Source organism: Zobellia roscoffensis (genome assembly GCF_015330165.1).
Lineage (GTDB): Bacteria > Bacteroidota > Bacteroidia > Flavobacteriales > Flavobacteriaceae > Zobellia > Zobellia roscoffensis.
This window is the reverse complement of the sequence record NZ_JADDXT010000002.1, coordinates 3,946,491-3,963,206: the sequence shown is the minus strand read 5'-3', so window position 1 is coordinate 3,963,206 and position 16,716 is coordinate 3,946,491. Positions and strand designations below refer to the sequence as shown.

Below are 16,716 nucleotides of genomic sequence, written 5' to 3'. Positions count from 1 at the left end.
TTAAAAATAGAAACACTATGAAAGCAATAGTATTAGAAAAAGCAGGAGGACCAGAAAACCTTCATTTAGCAGAAGTAGCAAAACCAAGCATAAAAGATAACGAGGTATTAGTAGCGGTAAAGGCTATTTCATTAAACCCGGCAGACGTAAAACCAAAGTATCAAGATAAGATGCTGAATATGATGTACGGTGAAAAACGACCTGTAATTTTAGGCTGGGACATAGCAGGAACCGTAACAGAAGTCGGTACTGATGTTACCAATTTTAAAGTAGGAGACAAGGTTTTTGGTATGGTGAATTTTCCTGGTGTAGGTAACGCTTACGCGGAATTTGTTGCTGCGCCAGAAGCACATTTAGCTACAATGCCAGACAACGTCTCTTTTGAAGAGGCTGCTGCTACAACCTTAGCTGCTTTAACTGCATTACAAATCTTAGAAGGAAGGATTAATAAAGGTGATAAAGTACTAATACAAGCAGGTTCTGGTGGTGTTGGGCATTTTGCTATCCAAATTGCAAAAGCAATGGGAGCTTTTGTGAATACTACTGCCTCGGCAAAAAACGGTGCATTTGTTACCTCTATTGGAGCAGATAACGCAATTGATTATCATACTGAAAAGTTTGAAGAAATTCTATCTGATATCGACTTTGTGTTAGATACGCAAGGTGGTGAAGTATTAGAAAATTCAGTAAAAGTTTTAAAAAGCGGTGGAACAGCCTACACAACAGTAGGTATGGACTTAGATGACTTAAAAGCATCAGCCAAAAAGGAGAACAAAACCGTTTCAGACATTTTAGTACACTCTAGTGCTGAAGATATGAACACCTTAAAAGGAATGTTAGAAAACGGTAGCATTAAACCAAACATTTACAAAACGTTTGCTTTTGAAGATATGGCTGCTGCCCATACCGAAGTTGAAAAAGGAAGAACAGTGGGTAAAGTAATCGTGACACTTTAGTATTAACTATTAAAACACAATGAAAATGAAAACACAGGATAAATTACCGAATTATACGAGAAAAATATTTGTTGGTGGCGAATGGAAAGACGGAAAAGGACCAGCAATCAAGGATATTAACCCTTGGAATCAAGAGGAGTTATTTACCTTAAACGGAGCTACTACAGATAATGTTAATGAGGCTTTTGAACTAGCAGCAGTTGCGCAGAAAAAATGGGCAGCCGTATTACCTCCTGAAAAGAGTAGAATGATGCTAAAACTAGCCGAAGTAGTTAGAAACAGAAAGAAAGAGTTTGCAGAATGGGCAAGAAAAGAAGTAGGAGCAACCTTAGCAAAAGGGTATTTTGAAGCAGAATTGGTTGCTAGCGTTTTTGAAAGTGCTGTGCATTTACCATTACAAGTAGAAGGTAAAATATTACCACAAGATATTGATGGCAAAGAATCTATGGCTGTTAGAAAACCATTAGGTGTTATTGGTTTAATTTCTCCTTGGAATTTCCCAGGTCAATTGACCGCGCGTACTTTAGGTCCAGCATTGGCAGTAGGTAATGCGGTGGTGTTAAAACCGGCATCAACGTCTATAGTAACAGGCGGATTAATTTTCGCTTCTTTTTTAGAAGAGGCAGGTTTCCCGAAAGGGTTATTAAGCGTTTTACCTGGTGGAGGAAGTACTATTGGTACTGCGATTACAAAACATCCTATTTCAAAACTAATTTCGTTTACAGGCTCAACACCAGTTGGTCGTCAAGTTGGTAAAAATGCTCTGGAAGCAGATATCATTAAAAATATCGAGTTAGAATTAGGTGGTAACAGTCCGTTTGTAGTACTAGAAGATGCAGATATAGATCAAGCGGTTGAAGCTGCTGCTTGGGGTAAATTTATGAACCAAGGTCAAATCTGTATGGCTATCAACAGAATTATCGTTGAAGATAAAGTCTATGACGAATTTACAGAGAAGTTTATAGCAAAAGTAAAGACCTTAAAACGATTGGATATGAATGATCCGGATACGTTTGTAGGTCCTATTATTGATCAAAACCAGTTTGATACTGTTAAAGGGTTAATAGACGATGCAAAAGAACAAGGATATAAAATGGCATTAGGTGGTGAAGCCGAAGGTTTACATATGCCTCCACACATTTTTGTAGACGTTGACGAAAACTGCCCATTATTTCAAAATGAGATTTTTGGACCAGCAGTGTCTATTGCTAGAGCAAAAGATACGGAAGATGCTTTACGTTTAGCAAATGCTACAGATTATGGACTGTCTAGCTCTGTATTTACACAAGACGAAGCAAAAGGTATGGCGTTTGCACAAGGTATTGAAGCTGGAATGACGCATATTAATGACCAACCGGTAAACGACAGTGCCTATGCACCTTTTGGAGGAGTTAAGAATTCAGGTCTAGGTCGTTTTAATGGACAATGGGGTGTAAAATCATTTACCGTTGCTCATTGGATTACCATTCAAAAAACACCAAGGAAATATCCTTTTAAGGCAGCTGATTTTCAATAAAGTAATTATAGTTGGTTAATTAGTATTACTCGATAATCGAGATTTAATGCTCCGAGGCTTGCCTCGAAATCAAGGTGTATTGCTTTTAATGCTTCGCGGGCTTGTCCCGAGGTAGTTTACTGTATGTTTTGGTGGGTGTTTCTACCTCTACCTTGGCATACAGTTTTTTTGGTTAACTTGTCGTATAAAATCTCTTTCATAGAAATTTAAATCGTAAATGGACAACCTTCTTACCTTTTCAATTACCGTATTCACAGGTTTCTTTGCCATAATGAACCCACTTTCCAATATGCCTGTTTTTTTATCCTTAGTTGAAGGTGCCGATAGACAAACCCAACGCAATATTGGTAAAAGAGCCACCTTTACGGCCTTTATAATCGTTACCATTTTTCTTGTACTTGGGAAGTTTATATTTCTCCTGTTTGGAATAACCATACCCGCATTTAAGATTACGGGGGGTATTTTAGTTTTTGTTGTAGGTTTTGATATGCTCCAGTCTAAAAAATCTAACGTAAAACACTTAAAAGAAACGCATATTGATGAAAATATAGCAATTTCCCCACTGGCCATTCCCATATTAGCCGGACCGGGTACTATTGTAACCGGAATGAACTTTGTTTCCAACGCGGGTTATATTAAGATTGGAATCGTAATTTTAATTTTTGCGGCCATGTGTTTAATGACCTATTTTACTTTTATGTTAAGTGAGTTATTCATTAAGAAAATTGGAAATAACGTCATATCTGTAATAGGAAAAATAATGGGTCTTATCATTGCTATAATTGGTACGGATATGATTATTCAGGGTATTAAAATATCGTTCTCACTATAAGCTAAGAGGATATTGATTTTGCTCTCATTTAAATTTGAAAATTATGAATACAGCAGAAAACAAAAAAAATGCAATAGCCTTTTATAGAATGGCTTATGAAGGCAATCCTAAAGTTGCCATTGAGAAATATTGTGGAGGTCAATATATTCAGCACAATCCTGATGTAGCCAACGGGCCAAAAGGTTTTATCGATTATTTTGAACGTATGCAACGTGAATACCCTAAAAAGTCGATTAACTTTGTTCGCTCCATAGCAGAAGGAAATTTGGTTGCGCTACACACGCATCAAATCTGGCCAGATAATGACCAGTACATCACCATGGATTTTTTTCGGTTTGATGAAAAAGGGAAGATTTGTGAACACTGGGATTCCATTCAGCAAATTCCTAAAACATCGGCCAACCCCAATACTATGTATTAAAACCGTACAATCGGTTACTTCAAAGGTAAGGGTACCACTTTTTTGTATCTATTTTAAGATTTACCAATACTTTTGTTTCCATTATATTCTTAGTTTTACTTATTCCTAAAATTTCAAATTACTAGGCATGACCATCGAAATTCTACATAAATTTAATCTTAACGACCAGGTTCAACAGGAAATTCAGGATTTATATAAACAACTGAATGACAAAAATAAACAGAGACCTTTGCATCAAATACTTCAAGATGAAAATCATGTAATTTTTGCAGCATGCAAGCACGAAGGTCATATTATTGGAATAGCCCTTTTAGCTACGTACAAGGTTATTTCCGGATATAGAGGTTTAATTGAAGATGTAGTGGTCGATTCCGAACATCGAGGAAAAGGAATTGGAAGGAAATTGATGCAAAAGCTTCTTGCTGAGGCCGAGCACTTAAACCTAGATGAAATCATATTGTTTTCAGGTCATCACAGAACAGCGGCAATCAAACTTTATAAAAGCCTAGGTTTTACAACAAGGGAAAGCGGAGTTTACAATCTAAAAATAGCAGATTCTTAAGGTTCAATTACACCTTTTTAACATGCCGTAATTGGCTTTTTAGCTCATCCATTGATTCTTGTAATTGTCTTAATAGTCCTTTCTCCGTAGTAGCATCCTCACCAAAGGTAATTCTACTACTCACCTCCCAAATTTCCTGTATTTGAAAGGGTTTAATATCATAAGGAGGGTAGGTTTCATTGAGAGAAACTAAAGTGACATTATTTGAATTGGGTCGTTTTTCAACCTTTTTTACCAAAACGGCATCTTCCAAAACCACAACGTACATCTTATTAGGGCTAACATCATCTATATGCTCTACAGCCTTTGCCAAGACCCATTCCCCTGATCTTAAATTGGGCAACATACTATCGCCATCTACCTGAAAACCACGGTATGTAGCATTTCTAAACTCAGGTATTGGTAAATCAAAAGCAGGAAGTTGTTCATACCAGCTCGTATCTGCAATATTCTGCGGGTAACCGGCGGCGGCCTTGGCATTTACCAAAACCATATTGTCATTTCCAGAATTATCTACCGTAACCACTTTGGGAATTACACTAACTTTTGAGGTCTCCAAATATTGATTGTCACTATCACCAAACAACCAAAGGGGGTTTATCTTAAACTGTTTTAAGAGCTCCATCACTACTTTACCAGAAAGTTTGGTCCGCCCACGTTCAATATCTGCAGTTGTACTAGATACGCCCAAAAGTTTGGCAAACTCTGCTTGGGTATAGCCCAGTTCTCGGCGAACATCTGTAAAGCGTTTTAAAGTAATTTCATTTTCCATAGCACACTATTAAATTGAGACTGGTTTTCAAAAAAGAGGGAGAATCTAGTTAAAACTCTCTTCTCCCCTTTGCTCCTCAAATATACACAATTTGGACATACTCCAAAATATTATTTGGATTATATCCATAATGTGGAATTTTTCCATAAATTTGGATTAAATACCAAAACAATATGTCTTTATCTTTTGATCGAATAAAGGAAAAATTGAATATCCTAGCCGATGCCGCCAAATATGATGTTTCATGTTCTAGTAGCGGGAGTGTACGTAAAAATAACTCTGACGGATTAGGCGATAGCAGCGGAATGGGTATTTGCCACAGCTATACGGAAGATGGCAGGTGCGTTTCATTATTAAAAATCCTGTTGACCAACCATTGCATATTTGACTGTGCCTATTGTGTCACTCGAAAAAGTAATGATTTACAACGTGCCGCTTTCAAAATTCAAGAGGTAGTAGACTTGACCATTAATTTCTACAGACGGAATTACATAGAAGGCCTTTTTTTGAGTTCAGGAATTTTTAAAAGTCCAGATTACACTATGGAGCGTCTAGTTATGGTAGCCAAGAAACTTAGGTTAGTAGAAAACTTTAACGGGTACATTCATCTTAAATCAATTCCCGGAGCCAGTGACGAGCTTATGCGCGAAGCAGGATTATATGCCGATAGATTATCGGTAAATATTGAGGTACCTACCATTTCCGGGCTGAAGTTATTGGCTCCCGATAAGAAACATGAAGATTTTACCAAACCTATGTTAAAGGTGAAGAATGAAATTATTCAATACAAGTCAGAGAAAAAAATAATCAAAAGCACTCCCAAATATGCTCCTGCTGGGCAGAGCACCCAAATGATTGTTGGGGCCACTGGAGAATCAGACAAGGATATTATGTACTCTGCCACGCATTATTACAAAAACTATAATATGAAGCGGGTATACTACTCTGGCTATGTTCCTGTAGCAGAAGACAGTAGGTTGCCCGCTATTGGCACTCAAGTTCCTATGCTTAGAGAAAATAGATTGTACCAAACGGATTGGTTGTTGCGTTTTTATGGTTTTGGGGTTCAAGAAATTCTTAATAATGACCACCCAAATCTAGATATGGATGTTGATCCTAAATTAGGGTGGGCCCTGAGAAATATGCAATACTTTCCTGTAGACATCAATAAAGCAGACAAGAGTGTTTTAGCCCGCATACCAGGCCTCGGAATGAAATCTGTGCATAAAATAATTAGTGCTAGACGCTACCGAAAGTTGAATTGGGAACACCTAAAAAAAATTGGCGTTGCTCTTAACAGAGCTAAATACTTTATTATTTGTGATTCTAATTCATGGGAACACAAAGATATAGAAGGAACCAAAATTAAAGGCTTGATTCTCCAGAATTCGGTGGGGAAATTTAGAAAAGAATACAGCAATCAATTACAGTTATTTAGTTGATTTTGCCATTTAGAAGCCAGTGTTAACAGAACAAAATATGAAACTATGAACGCTACTAAAACCTTTATTTACGATGGAAGTTTCAATGGATTTCTAACAGCCATTTTTGTTGCTTTTGATGAAAAAACAAGAGTGGCCGATATTCAAAAAAACACAGCCTCTCAAAGCGGGCTTTTTTCTGAAACAGAGAGCATTTTTACGCAAATGGATAAAGCCCAAAGGGTATGGAACGGAATAGACAAAAAGAGTCATACAGCAATAAAAGATATTTACTTTGCCTTTTTAAGTGAAACCAAAGGTGTTGAAATGCTATTGTACAGTTACATTCGAAAAATGTTTACAACTACCACTTCTATTTCTTCGGATTACTCAGATGGCACGGTTCTAAAAATTAGCCAACTAGCAAGATCTGTAGGTAGGGAAAAACACAGAATGGAGGCTTTTGTTCGTTTTCAATTAACAAAAGATGACATCTGCTTTTCCAACATAGAACCAGATTTTGACGTGATACCATTGATAACAAAACATTTTAGATCTAGATATGCAGACCAACAATGGTTGATTTATGATGTTAAACGCAAGTATGGCATTTTCTATGATTTGAATCAAGTTGAAATTATAACATTAGACCTAGATACCGCCTATACCAATAGTCTAAACAAAAGTGTTCACTTTGGTGAGGAAGAATACAACTACCAAGACCTTTGGAACAATTACTTTAAGAGCACCAATATAAAATCCCGAATTAACTTAAAATTACACAAACAACACGTTCCTAAGCGATATTGGAAATATTTAAGTGAGAAGAAAGCCGTGTAAGCCAAATGTAAAATTCCGTGGTATCAAAAAACTCCCATAACCTATGTCTTTTATTGAATAAAATATGAACTCTTAAGACAGTCGCTTCCTTTTACTCAAGGTGTTCACCATGATTTCCTTAACATAGATATAAGTTAAGCTCACTTCTTTGTTAAAGGTCAAAAACGTACCTTTGCCACTTTGCTATAGAAAATGATAAATTACGAAGAAAATATTGAGGTTCAGGGCGCCCGCGTTCATAACCTTAAAAATATTGATGTTACCATACCAAGAGAAAAATTGGTTGTCATAACCGGACTTTCGGGTAGCGGAAAATCCTCTCTTGCCTTTGATACAATTTATGCTGAAGGGCAACGCCGATATATTGAAACTTTTTCGGCCTACGCAAGACAGTTTCTTGGAGGTTTGGAAAGACCGGATGTGGATAAAATAGATGGACTTTCTCCTGTAATCGCCATAGAACAGAAGACTACTTCAAAATCCCCTCGATCTACCGTGGGGACCATTACGGAAATTTACGATTTTCTGCGTTTGCTTTTTGCACGTGCCGGTGACGCCTATAGTTATAATACGGGCGAGAAAATGGTAAGTTATAGTGATGAACAGATAAAAGACCTTATTAAAAAGGATTATGATGGTAAGAAAATTAATATTCTTGCTCCGATCATTAAATCTAGAAAAGGACATTATAGGGAGCTTTTTGAACAGATTGCCAAACAGGGCTTTGTAAAGGTTAGAATTGACGGTGAGGTAAAAGACATTGTTAAGGGCATGAAAGTAGACCGTTACAAAACCCACGATATCGAAATTGTAATTGACCGGTTAAAAGTGGTCGATTCAGAGGATATGGACAAGCGCCTCTCTGAAACGCTGAATACTGCAATGTACAGCGGGGACAATGTACTTATGGTACTCGAGGAAGGCCAAAAAGTAGCTAGGTATTTTAGTAGGGATTTAATGTGCCCAACAACCGGCATCTCCTACCCTGTTCCCGAGCCCAATACCTTTTCATTTAACTCCCCAAAAGGAATGTGTCCTAACTGTAACGGTTTGGGCCATGTGTACGAAGTAAATGAAAAGAAGATATTTCCCAATAAACAATTATCCATAAAATCGGGTGGGATTGCACCTTTAGGTGATTATAAAAAATCATGGGCTTTCAAACAGATTGAAATTATTGCTCAGCGCTATAATTTTGAACTCACAGACCCCATTTCAAAAATTTCGGATGAAGCTATCAACGTATTGTTGAATGGCGGACAAGAAAGTTTTGAAGTAGACTCTAAAAGCTTAGGAGTAAAGCGCACTTATAAAATTGATTATGAAGGAATAGCCAATTTTATAAAAAGTCAATATGAGGATGCCGCCACGACTGCTTTAAAACGTTGGGCCAAAGAATATATGGACAAAATAACCTGTCCCGTATGTGAAGGCGCTCGTCTACGTAAAGAATCTCTTTACTTTAGGATCGACGAAAGAAACATAGCAGAGCTAGCCTATTTAGATATTGCGGAATTAGCAATTTTTTTTAAAGGACTAGAAAAGAAACTTGAAGGAAACCAACTTAAAATTGCGGAAGAAATTATTAAAGAAATCAGAACCCGTATCCAGTTTCTTTTAGATGTTGGTCTAGATTACCTTTCCCTCAACAGAAGTTCAAAATCACTTTCTGGTGGAGAGGCGCAGCGTATACGATTGGCCACCCAAATTGGTTCTCAATTGGTAGGTGTTCTTTATATTCTTGATGAACCAAGTATTGGTTTGCATCAACGAGATAATACCCGGTTGATTAAATCCTTGGAATCACTTCGTGATATTGGTAATTCGGTGATTGTTGTTGAACACGACCGCGATATGATCGAATGTGCAGACCATGTTATCGATATAGGCCCAAGAGCGGGTAAACATGGTGGTGAAATTATCTCACAAGGCGCTCCAAAAGATTTAAAAAAGGAACATACACTTACTGCAGACTACATTACGGGAAAGAAAAAAATAGCGGTTCCTGACGAGCGTAGAAAAGGGAATGGCAAAAAAATTACCCTTTCCGGCTGCACAGGGAATAACTTAAAAAATGTCTCAATTACTATTCCTTTGGGGCAAATGATCGGTGTAACCGGTGTTTCAGGTAGCGGAAAATCTACTTTAATAAATGAGACCCTCTACCCTATTATGAACGCACATTATTTTAATGGCGTCAAAAAACCTATGCCCTACAAAAAAATTACCGGCTTAGAACATATTGATAAAGTAATAGACATTAACCAATCGCCCATAGGTAGAACCCCAAGATCTAATCCTGCAACATATACCGGTGTTTTTGGTGAAATTCGTTCATTGTTCTCCAAAACTCCAGAAGCTGCAATTAGAGGTTATAAGCCTGGTAGATTTAGTTTTAATGTAAAGGGCGGGCGTTGTGAAACTTGTCAAGGTGGCGGTCTTCGGGTCATTGAAATGAATTTTTTGCCAGATGTTTATGTAGAGTGTGAAACGTGCAACGGTAAACGCTTTAATCGGGAAACCCTAGAAATTAGGTATAAAGGAAAGTCTATTGCAGACGTTTTAGAGATGACAATCAATGAAGCTGTAGATTTTTTTGAACTTATACCCAAAATTTATCGTAAGTTAAAAACCATACAAGATGTAGGTTTGGGGTATATCTCCTTGGGACAACAATCCACTACACTTTCGGGAGGTGAAGCTCAGCGTATTAAGCTGGCCACAGAACTTTCTAAGCGAGATACGGGCAACACTTTTTATATTTTGGATGAACCTACTACAGGACTTCATTTTGAAGATATTCGTGTATTAATGGAAGTTTTGACTCGTTTAGTAGACAAAGGAAATACCATTTTGGTTATAGAACATAATATGGACGTCATTAAAATGGTAGATTACATTATTGATATAGGGTATGAAGGCGGTCGTGGTGGCGGAAAACTTGTAGCAAAGGGCACACCGGAAGAAGTAGCTCAAGACAAAAAGAGTTATACGGCTAAATACTTAAGACCAGAATTGAATATTCAAGATTGAATATCAAAAAAATCAATATAATATTAATAGCAAGTTCAACTATAAATGTATCTAGTTGTGTGCTGCAATAAAATAAAAGCAATAAATTCATCCTCTGAATTAAGATATAGAAATTGTTTTGGCGTACACTTAATTCATGATCAAAACCGTTAGTATTTTTGCTAGTCGGATATTTTGCTTAAATAATAAAATTATACATGAGAAAAGAACAACATCATAAAGGTTGGAATGAAATAAAAACCAACGATTCTTGGGCCATATTTAAAATTATGGGAGAGTTTGTTATGGGATTTGAAAAAATGGGTACCATTGGCCCCTGTGTTTCTATATTCGGATCTGCCCGTACCAAAGAGGGCGATAAGTATTATGAATTGGCCGTAAGCATTGCAAAAAGTATTGCTGAAGCCGGTTATGGTGTAATAACAGGCGGTGGCCCTGGTATTATGGAAGCAGGTAACAAAGGTGCGCATGAAGCAGGTGGTACTTCGGTTGGGTTAAATATTGATTTGCCTTTTGAGCAACATGACAACCCTTACATAGACTCGGATAAAAGTTTAGATTTTGATTACTTTTTCGTGAGGAAAGTAATGTTCGTAAAATATTCGCAAGGTTTTGTTGTAATGCCAGGTGGGTTTGGCACACTTGATGAGCTTTTTGAAGCAATCACTTTAATTCAAACCAATAAGATTGAAAAATTCCCAATTATTTTAGTGGGAAGTGAATTCTGGACGGGTCTTATGGATTGGATTAAAAATACGATGCTAGAAGTAAAAAACATTAGCGCCCATGATTTAGACCTTATTAAAATTGTTGACACAGAAGATGAAGTTGTAGACATTATTGACGCATTCTACAAAGGTCGCAATTTGAGTCCTAATTTTTAATAGTACGCTTGAAAATCAAATCTCTCATATTTTGTTTTTATCTAGGAGCCACTATTTTTGGTGCTTCCGAAGAATTAGTTGCGCAGCATGAAAATGTACTGACCGCTACACTTGATGGCGTGGAAAAAGAAATCCATGTTCAGCAGGAATTCACATATAAAAACAATACGAACATTACGCTTAATACCCTGTACTTTAATGACTGGGCACACGCCTACGCAAGTAAAAGTACAGGTTTGGCCAAACGTTTTTCCGAAGAGTTCAAAAAAAGTCTTCATTTAGCAAAAAAACAAGAAAGAGGGTATACCAATATAATGAGTGCCGTGGACAGCGAATACAGGGGTCTTCATTGGCAGCGAACAACTGGTGAGGATATATTAAAAATCGATTTAAATAGTCCGTTGGGCCCAGGAGAATCAACTAAACTTTTTCTAACCTACACTATAAAACTTCCCGAAAACAAGTTTACGCCTTATGGTTATGACAAGAGAAAGAACAGTTATTACCTTAAGGACTGGTATTTGACCCCGGCATATTTTGACGGTGCTTGGCATTTATATTCTAACAAAAATTTGGAAGACCTGTATACCGGGGTTACAGAAACTACGGTAAACTTTGTTTACCCCAGTAATCTAAATCTGGTTACCAATTTTACCGTTTTGGGCGATGACCCCATCCCAAATGGACAAATGGCACAGTTAACTGCGGAACAACAGAAAAATTGCGAAATCCTTCTCAGTCCGGAAAAACGTTTCATGACCCATGTTACTCCGCAAATAACAGTAATTACAGATTTAGAAGCTTTTAAATATGAAGATATTTTTAAAGGAATATCCATCAACAGGGTTACTGAATTTATAGAAGATAACTTGGGCAAATACCCACATAAGCAATTGTTGGTAAGCCAATTAGACTATGAGAAAAATCCCCTGTACGGAATTAATCAACTGCCATCTTTTATAAGACCTTACGAAGAACAGTTTCAGTTTGAGATGAAATTCCTGAAAACCGCTCTCATCAATATTCTAGAAGAAACACTCTTTCTAGACCCAAGAAAAGAACAATGGTTGAGTGATGCTATTGCCAATTACTTAATGATAGAATTTGTAGAACAGTATTACCCTGACCAGAAACTACTGGGCAAATTATCCAAGATATGGGGTGTTCGTAGTTTCAATCTTGCAAAAATGGACTTTAATGAACAATATCCATTTTTGTATATGCTTACGGCACGTACCAATTTGGACCAACCGTTAAGCACCAGCAATGACTCTCTTATTAAATTCAATCAAAAAATAGCCAACAAATATAAAGCAGGTCTGGGGCTAGCTTACTTAGCTAGTTATATTGGCAAAGATAAAGTTGATAAAAGTATAAAGACCTTTTACAAGCATTATAGACTGAGTCAGGTCAAGACTTTAGATTTTGAATCCATATTAAAAAGGTCTACAGAGACGGATATTGATTGGTTCTTTAAAGATTATATAACTACGGATCGCAAAATAGACTTTAAAATTAAAAAGGTTGAAAAAACCGAAGACTCACTTAAGGTTACTATAAAAAACAAAAAGGGGACTAGCGTACCGGTTTCTCTATTTGGCCTTAAGAAAGATTCCGTGGTATCCAAGTATTGGTTTTCGGGTATTAACGATATAAAGACGGTGACTATCCCTAGAAATGAAGAAAAACGTCTGGTTCTCAATTATGATCAAAAGATTCCAGAATTCAACCAACGGGACAATTGGAAGTCTTTGGGCGGCTTTTTCTCTGGAAATAAAAAGCTAAAGTTTACTTTCTTTAAAGATTCTGAAAACCCCTATTACAATCAGGTTTTCTACGTTCCCATTCTCAACTTTAATATTTATGATGGATGGACCCCAGGCATGCGATTGTATAACAAAACCTTCTTGGAGCGTCCTTTTGTTTATGATTTCTCACCTTCTTATTCTTTTCGAGAAAAGAGTTTCGTAGGCTCAGGAAGTTTTTCATATCGTAAATACCTTAGCAAAAGTGGTTTGTATGTAGCCAATTTTAGGCTTGGTGGGTCTACGTATCATTTTCAAGAAAACTCTAGATATTCTACTATAACACCTTCCATTACTTTTGGATGGCGACCTGAAAATTTAATTTCAAACAAAAGAGAGTTCCTGAATTTTAGATATGTAAATGTTTTACGAGATAAAGATGAGAATTTAGGTGACTTTGAAACCCCGCCAGATTATAGTATTCTAAACGTTAGATACACCAACAGAAACCCAGGCATAATAAATTATGTTTCTTGGTTTGCAGATGCGCAGCATGCCAATGACTTTACCAAAGTTGCTTTTGAGTTAGAGTATCGTAAGTTATTTGAGAGCAACCGTCAATTCAACTTTCGTTTTTATGCAGGTAAATTTATAAGAAACAAAACAACAGATTATACAGACCCTAACTACTATAGTTTTGCTTTAGACCGCCCTACGGATTATTTGTTTGATTATGGGTATTTGGGACGATCGGAAGATTCTGGTATTTATAGCCAACAGATTATTATTGCAGAAGGTGGTTTTAAATCCTTTCTTCCAGAGGAATATAGATTTGCCAATGACTACCTTACCACCATTAACACAAGTGTAAATCTTTGGAAGTGGATTGAAGTATATAGTGATTTAGGTTACGTAAAGAACAAAGGTGTAAGTGGCAAGTTTGTTTATGATTCAGGAGTTCGTCTTAACCTTCTTACGGATTATTTTGAACTCTATCTACCCGTATATTCCAATAATGGATGGGAAGTCTCACAACCTCAGTATGGTGAGAAAATTAGATTTATCGTTACTGTAAGTCCAAAAACCTTGATAGGGCTATTTACTAGAAAATGGTTTTAAGATTTGGTTATTGAATTCTTAATAAAAAATAAATTTCACAACTGATAATTATCATAATACCATTCGTTCGTAGTCTTTTTTAAATATATTTTAATAAAGTATGTTGTGCAAGCATTGTAAAAATGCTTCTAGTTTGCTATTTTTGTGAAAATTCTCACAGCTTAATGGATACATCGCCTAAAACAAGTAACGATATTACGTTTGATGATTTCAAGACCCAAATTATAAGCGATTACAAAATTGCCGTTCTTAGCAGAACAGTAAGTTTATTGGGTAGAAAAGAGGTTTTGACCGGTAAGGCAAAATTTGGGATTTTCGGAGACGGTAAAGAGCTGCCGCAATTGGCCATGGCCCGCTCTTTTAAAGATGGTGATTTCCGAAGCGGATATTACCGCGATCAAACGTTCATGCTAGCTTTGGGGTTAACGAACCCTAAGGAAATGTTTCATGGACTTTATGCCACTACCGATATTGAGAAAGAGCCTATGAGCGCAGGTAGACAAATGGGCGGTCATTATGTGACCCACAGCCTTAACGAGGATGGTAGCTGGAAAAATCTTACCGAACAGAAAAACAGTAGTGCAGATATATCTTGTACGGCCGGGCAAATGCCGCGGTTGCTGGGACTTGCCCAAGCATCGCAAATGTATAGGAATTTAGAAGGTGTGGATGCAACCAATTTCTCTAACAAAGGTAATGAAGTAGCTTGGGGTACTATTGGTAACGCCAGTACCAGTGAAGGTATGTTTTTAGAAACAATTAATGCTGCAGGCGTACTTCAGGTTCCAATGGTAATTAGTATTTGGGATGATGATTATGGTATTTCCGTACCAGCTGAATATCATACTACTAAGGAAGATATTTCTGAAATGCTCAGCGGTTTTAAGCGCACCGAAGAAAAAGAAGGCTATGAAATCCTTAAAGTTAAGGGATGGGATTACACGGCTCTTATGCATGCCTATGAAAATGCTTCTGACATTGCTAGAGACGAACATGTGCCCGTTATTATTCACGTAACAGAACTTACGCAGCCCCAAGGCCATTCCTCTTCTGGTTCACATGAACGTTATAAAGATGCTGAAAGGCTAGAATGGGAAAAAGAAAATGACTGTAACAAGCGTTTTCGTGAGTGGATTCTTGAAACCGGAATTACTACGGACGAAGAACTTAAAGCAATAGAAAAGAATATCGTTAGAGAAGTACGTTCTGCAAAAAGAGAAGCATGGTCAGAATACCTAGAGGAGCACAAAGCACTCAAAAAAGAGCTAGTCCAATTATTGGATAAAACATCTGCTAAAAGCCAGAACAAAAACTTTATAGCAAAAGTAAAAAACGATCTCATAGCCATTGAAGAGCCCGTTAAAAAAGATTTAGCTGTAAGTTCAAGAAAAGCGTTAAGATATTTAATTGGAGAGTCATTTTCGGAAAAACAGGAACTTTTAAACTGGACGAACTCTTTCCTTAAAGAAACTCAACCAAAATATAGTGCCAATTTATATAATGATGGCCCTACAGGTGCTAAGAATGTTGCAGAAATCAAACCGGTTTATGCAGACACAATAGAAAACGTTGACGGACGCGTTATTCTACGCGATAATTTTGACAAGATATTTGAAAAATACCCCAACAGTCTGGTTTTTGGTGAAGACAGTGGTGCTATTGGTGATGTAAACCAAGGCCTTGAGGGACTGCAAAAGAAATATGGTAAATTCCGAGTAGCAGATACGGGCATACGGGAAACTACCATTATTGGGCAAGGAACAGGAATGGCCATGAGAGGGCTCCGACCTATAGCCGAAATTCAATATTTAGATTACATATTTTATGCTCTAGCAACACTAACAGATGATGTAGCCTGTTTAAGGTACCGGACTTTTGGAAAACAAAAAGCACCTTTAATTGTGCGTACAAGAGGGCATCGTCTAGAGGGTATATGGCATTCAGGTTCTCCTATGGGAACATTGATTCATTCACTCCGTGGCATGTATATTCTTTCTCCGCGAAACATGACGCAAGCGGCAGGTTTTTATAATACCCTTTTAAAAACAGATGAGCCTGCGCTTGTAATTGAAAGTTTAAATGGCTACAGGCTAAAAGAAAGAAAACCGGTAAACCTGGGGGAATTCTGTACACCTATCGGTAAAGTTGAAACTCTTAAACACGGGAGTGACATTACTTTGGTCTCCTATGGATCTACACTTAGAATTGTATTAAAAGCTGCTGAAGAATTAAAAGAAGTTGGTATTGACGCCGAAGTAATCGATGCACAAACTTTACTGCCATTTGATATACACCATGACACTTTAGAAAGTGTAAAGAAAACAAATAGATTATTGGTGATAGATGAAGATGTCCCTGGGGGATGTTCAGCTTATTTGCTTCGCGAAATTATAGAAAATCAAGGAGCATATGCCTATTTAGACTCCGCACCACAAACTTTAAGCGCCCAACCTCACAGACCCGCATATGGCACGGATGGCGACTATTTTTCAAAACCCAATACAGAAGATGTATTTGAAAAAGTATATGCGATTATGAATGAATTAGACCCTGAAAGCTTCCCTAAACTACGCTAAACACTTCGTTATCAAACCTATTGGTATTTAATTTACTAA

At 37.1% G+C, this 16,716-nt stretch carries 12 protein-coding genes; 11 read left to right on the top strand and 1 reads right to left on the bottom strand.

What is annotated here, in order from left to right; translation table 11 throughout:
* Positions 1–17: 17 nt before the first annotated feature.
* The 5 genes from IWC72_RS15945 to IWC72_RS15925 all read left to right on the top strand — a co-directional run bounded on the left by IWC72_RS15945 (position 18) and on the right by IWC72_RS15925 (position 4,287).
* Positions 18–956: an NADP-dependent oxidoreductase gene (locus IWC72_RS15945; RefSeq protein WP_194530432.1), complete on the top strand. Its 939-nt coding sequence runs from the start codon at positions 18–20 to the stop codon at positions 954–956.
* A 25-nt stretch (positions 957–981) separates the two neighbouring features.
* Positions 982–2,472 carry an aldehyde dehydrogenase family protein gene (locus tag IWC72_RS15940; protein ID WP_226979598.1) on the top strand — a complete coding sequence of 497 codons (1,491 nt, stop codon included), beginning with the start codon at positions 982–984 and terminating at the stop codon, positions 2,470–2,472.
* Between the two features lie 217 nt (positions 2,473–2,689).
* Positions 2,690–3,304 (top strand): MarC family protein, encoded by a 615-nt coding sequence (locus IWC72_RS15935; protein WP_194530430.1) that lies wholly within the window; start codon positions 2,690–2,692, stop codon positions 3,302–3,304.
* 43 nt (positions 3,305–3,347) lie between these two features.
* Complete coding sequence (locus IWC72_RS15930) at positions 3,348–3,725, top strand: nuclear transport factor 2 family protein (RefSeq protein ID WP_194530429.1); 378 nt, start codon at positions 3,348–3,350, stop codon at positions 3,723–3,725.
* Positions 3,726–3,852: 127 nt separating this feature from the next.
* On the top strand, positions 3,853–4,287 hold the full coding sequence (locus IWC72_RS15925) for a GNAT family N-acetyltransferase (RefSeq protein ID WP_194530428.1): 435 nt from the start codon (positions 3,853–3,855) through the stop codon (positions 4,285–4,287).
* A 7-nt stretch (positions 4,288–4,294) separates the two neighbouring features.
* Here IWC72_RS15925 and IWC72_RS15920 read toward each other — a convergent pair whose 3' ends face one another.
* On the bottom strand, positions 4,295–5,059 hold the full coding sequence (locus IWC72_RS15920; protein WP_194527164.1) for an XRE family transcriptional regulator: 765 nt from the start codon (positions 5,057–5,059) through the stop codon (positions 4,295–4,297).
* A 173-nt stretch (positions 5,060–5,232) separates the two neighbouring features.
* Between IWC72_RS15920 and IWC72_RS15915 the strand changes: the two genes are divergently transcribed.
* From IWC72_RS15915 to IWC72_RS15890, 6 genes are all read left to right on the top strand, one after another.
* On the top strand, positions 5,233–6,501 hold the full coding sequence (locus IWC72_RS15915; RefSeq protein ID WP_194530427.1) for a putative DNA modification/repair radical SAM protein: 1,269 nt from the start codon (positions 5,233–5,235) through the stop codon (positions 6,499–6,501).
* 45 nt (positions 6,502–6,546) lie between these two features.
* Positions 6,547–7,320, top strand: a complete 774-nt coding sequence (locus tag IWC72_RS15910; protein WP_194530426.1) for a TIGR03915 family putative DNA repair protein — start codon at positions 6,547–6,549, stop codon at positions 7,318–7,320.
* A 192-nt stretch (positions 7,321–7,512) separates the two neighbouring features.
* Complete coding sequence (gene uvrA, locus IWC72_RS15905) at positions 7,513–10,353, top strand: excinuclease ABC subunit UvrA (RefSeq protein WP_194530425.1); 2,841 nt, start codon at positions 7,513–7,515, stop codon at positions 10,351–10,353.
* 197 nt (positions 10,354–10,550) lie between these two features.
* Positions 10,551–11,237 carry an LOG family protein gene (locus IWC72_RS15900; RefSeq protein WP_194527160.1) on the top strand — a complete coding sequence of 229 codons (687 nt, stop codon included), beginning with the start codon at positions 10,551–10,553 and terminating at the stop codon, positions 11,235–11,237.
* An 8-nt stretch (positions 11,238–11,245) separates the two neighbouring features.
* Positions 11,246–14,101, top strand: coding sequence for a gluzincin family metallopeptidase (locus IWC72_RS15895; RefSeq protein WP_226968071.1), 2,856 nt, complete (start codon positions 11,246–11,248; stop codon positions 14,099–14,101).
* A gap of 164 nt (positions 14,102–14,265) precedes the next feature.
* A complete protein-coding gene (locus IWC72_RS15890; protein ID WP_194527159.1) occupies positions 14,266–16,677 on the top strand; it encodes an alpha-ketoacid dehydrogenase subunit alpha/beta in 2,412 nt (803 codons plus the stop codon).
* The last annotated feature ends 39 nt before the right edge of the window (positions 16,678–16,716 follow it).

What these genes read in the sequence shown, in the direction of transcription:
- IWC72_RS15920 (WP_194527164.1), bottom strand. Translation starts at nt 5,059, where the DNA reads ATGGAAAATGAAATTACTTTAAAACGCTTTACAGATGTTCGCCGAGAA.
- IWC72_RS15945 (WP_194530432.1), top strand. Translation starts at nt 18, where the DNA reads ATGAAAGCAATAGTATTAGAAAAAGCAGGAGGACCAGAAAACCTTCAT.
- IWC72_RS15940 (WP_226979598.1), top strand. Translation starts at nt 982, where the DNA reads ATGAAAACACAGGATAAATTACCGAATTATACGAGAAAAATATTTGTT.
- IWC72_RS15890 (WP_194527159.1), top strand. Translation starts at nt 14,266, where the DNA reads ATGGATACATCGCCTAAAACAAGTAACGATATTACGTTTGATGATTTC.
- IWC72_RS15925 (WP_194530428.1), top strand. Translation starts at nt 3,853, where the DNA reads ATGACCATCGAAATTCTACATAAATTTAATCTTAACGACCAGGTTCAA.
- IWC72_RS15915 (WP_194530427.1), top strand. Translation starts at nt 5,233, where the DNA reads ATGTCTTTATCTTTTGATCGAATAAAGGAAAAATTGAATATCCTAGCC.
- IWC72_RS15935 (WP_194530430.1), top strand. Translation starts at nt 2,690, where the DNA reads ATGGACAACCTTCTTACCTTTTCAATTACCGTATTCACAGGTTTCTTT.
- IWC72_RS15900 (WP_194527160.1), top strand. Translation starts at nt 10,551, where the DNA reads ATGAGAAAAGAACAACATCATAAAGGTTGGAATGAAATAAAAACCAAC.
- uvrA (WP_194530425.1), top strand. Translation starts at nt 7,513, where the DNA reads ATGATAAATTACGAAGAAAATATTGAGGTTCAGGGCGCCCGCGTTCAT.
- IWC72_RS15930 (WP_194530429.1), top strand. Translation starts at nt 3,348, where the DNA reads ATGAATACAGCAGAAAACAAAAAAAATGCAATAGCCTTTTATAGAATG.
- IWC72_RS15910 (WP_194530426.1), top strand. Translation starts at nt 6,547, where the DNA reads ATGAACGCTACTAAAACCTTTATTTACGATGGAAGTTTCAATGGATTT.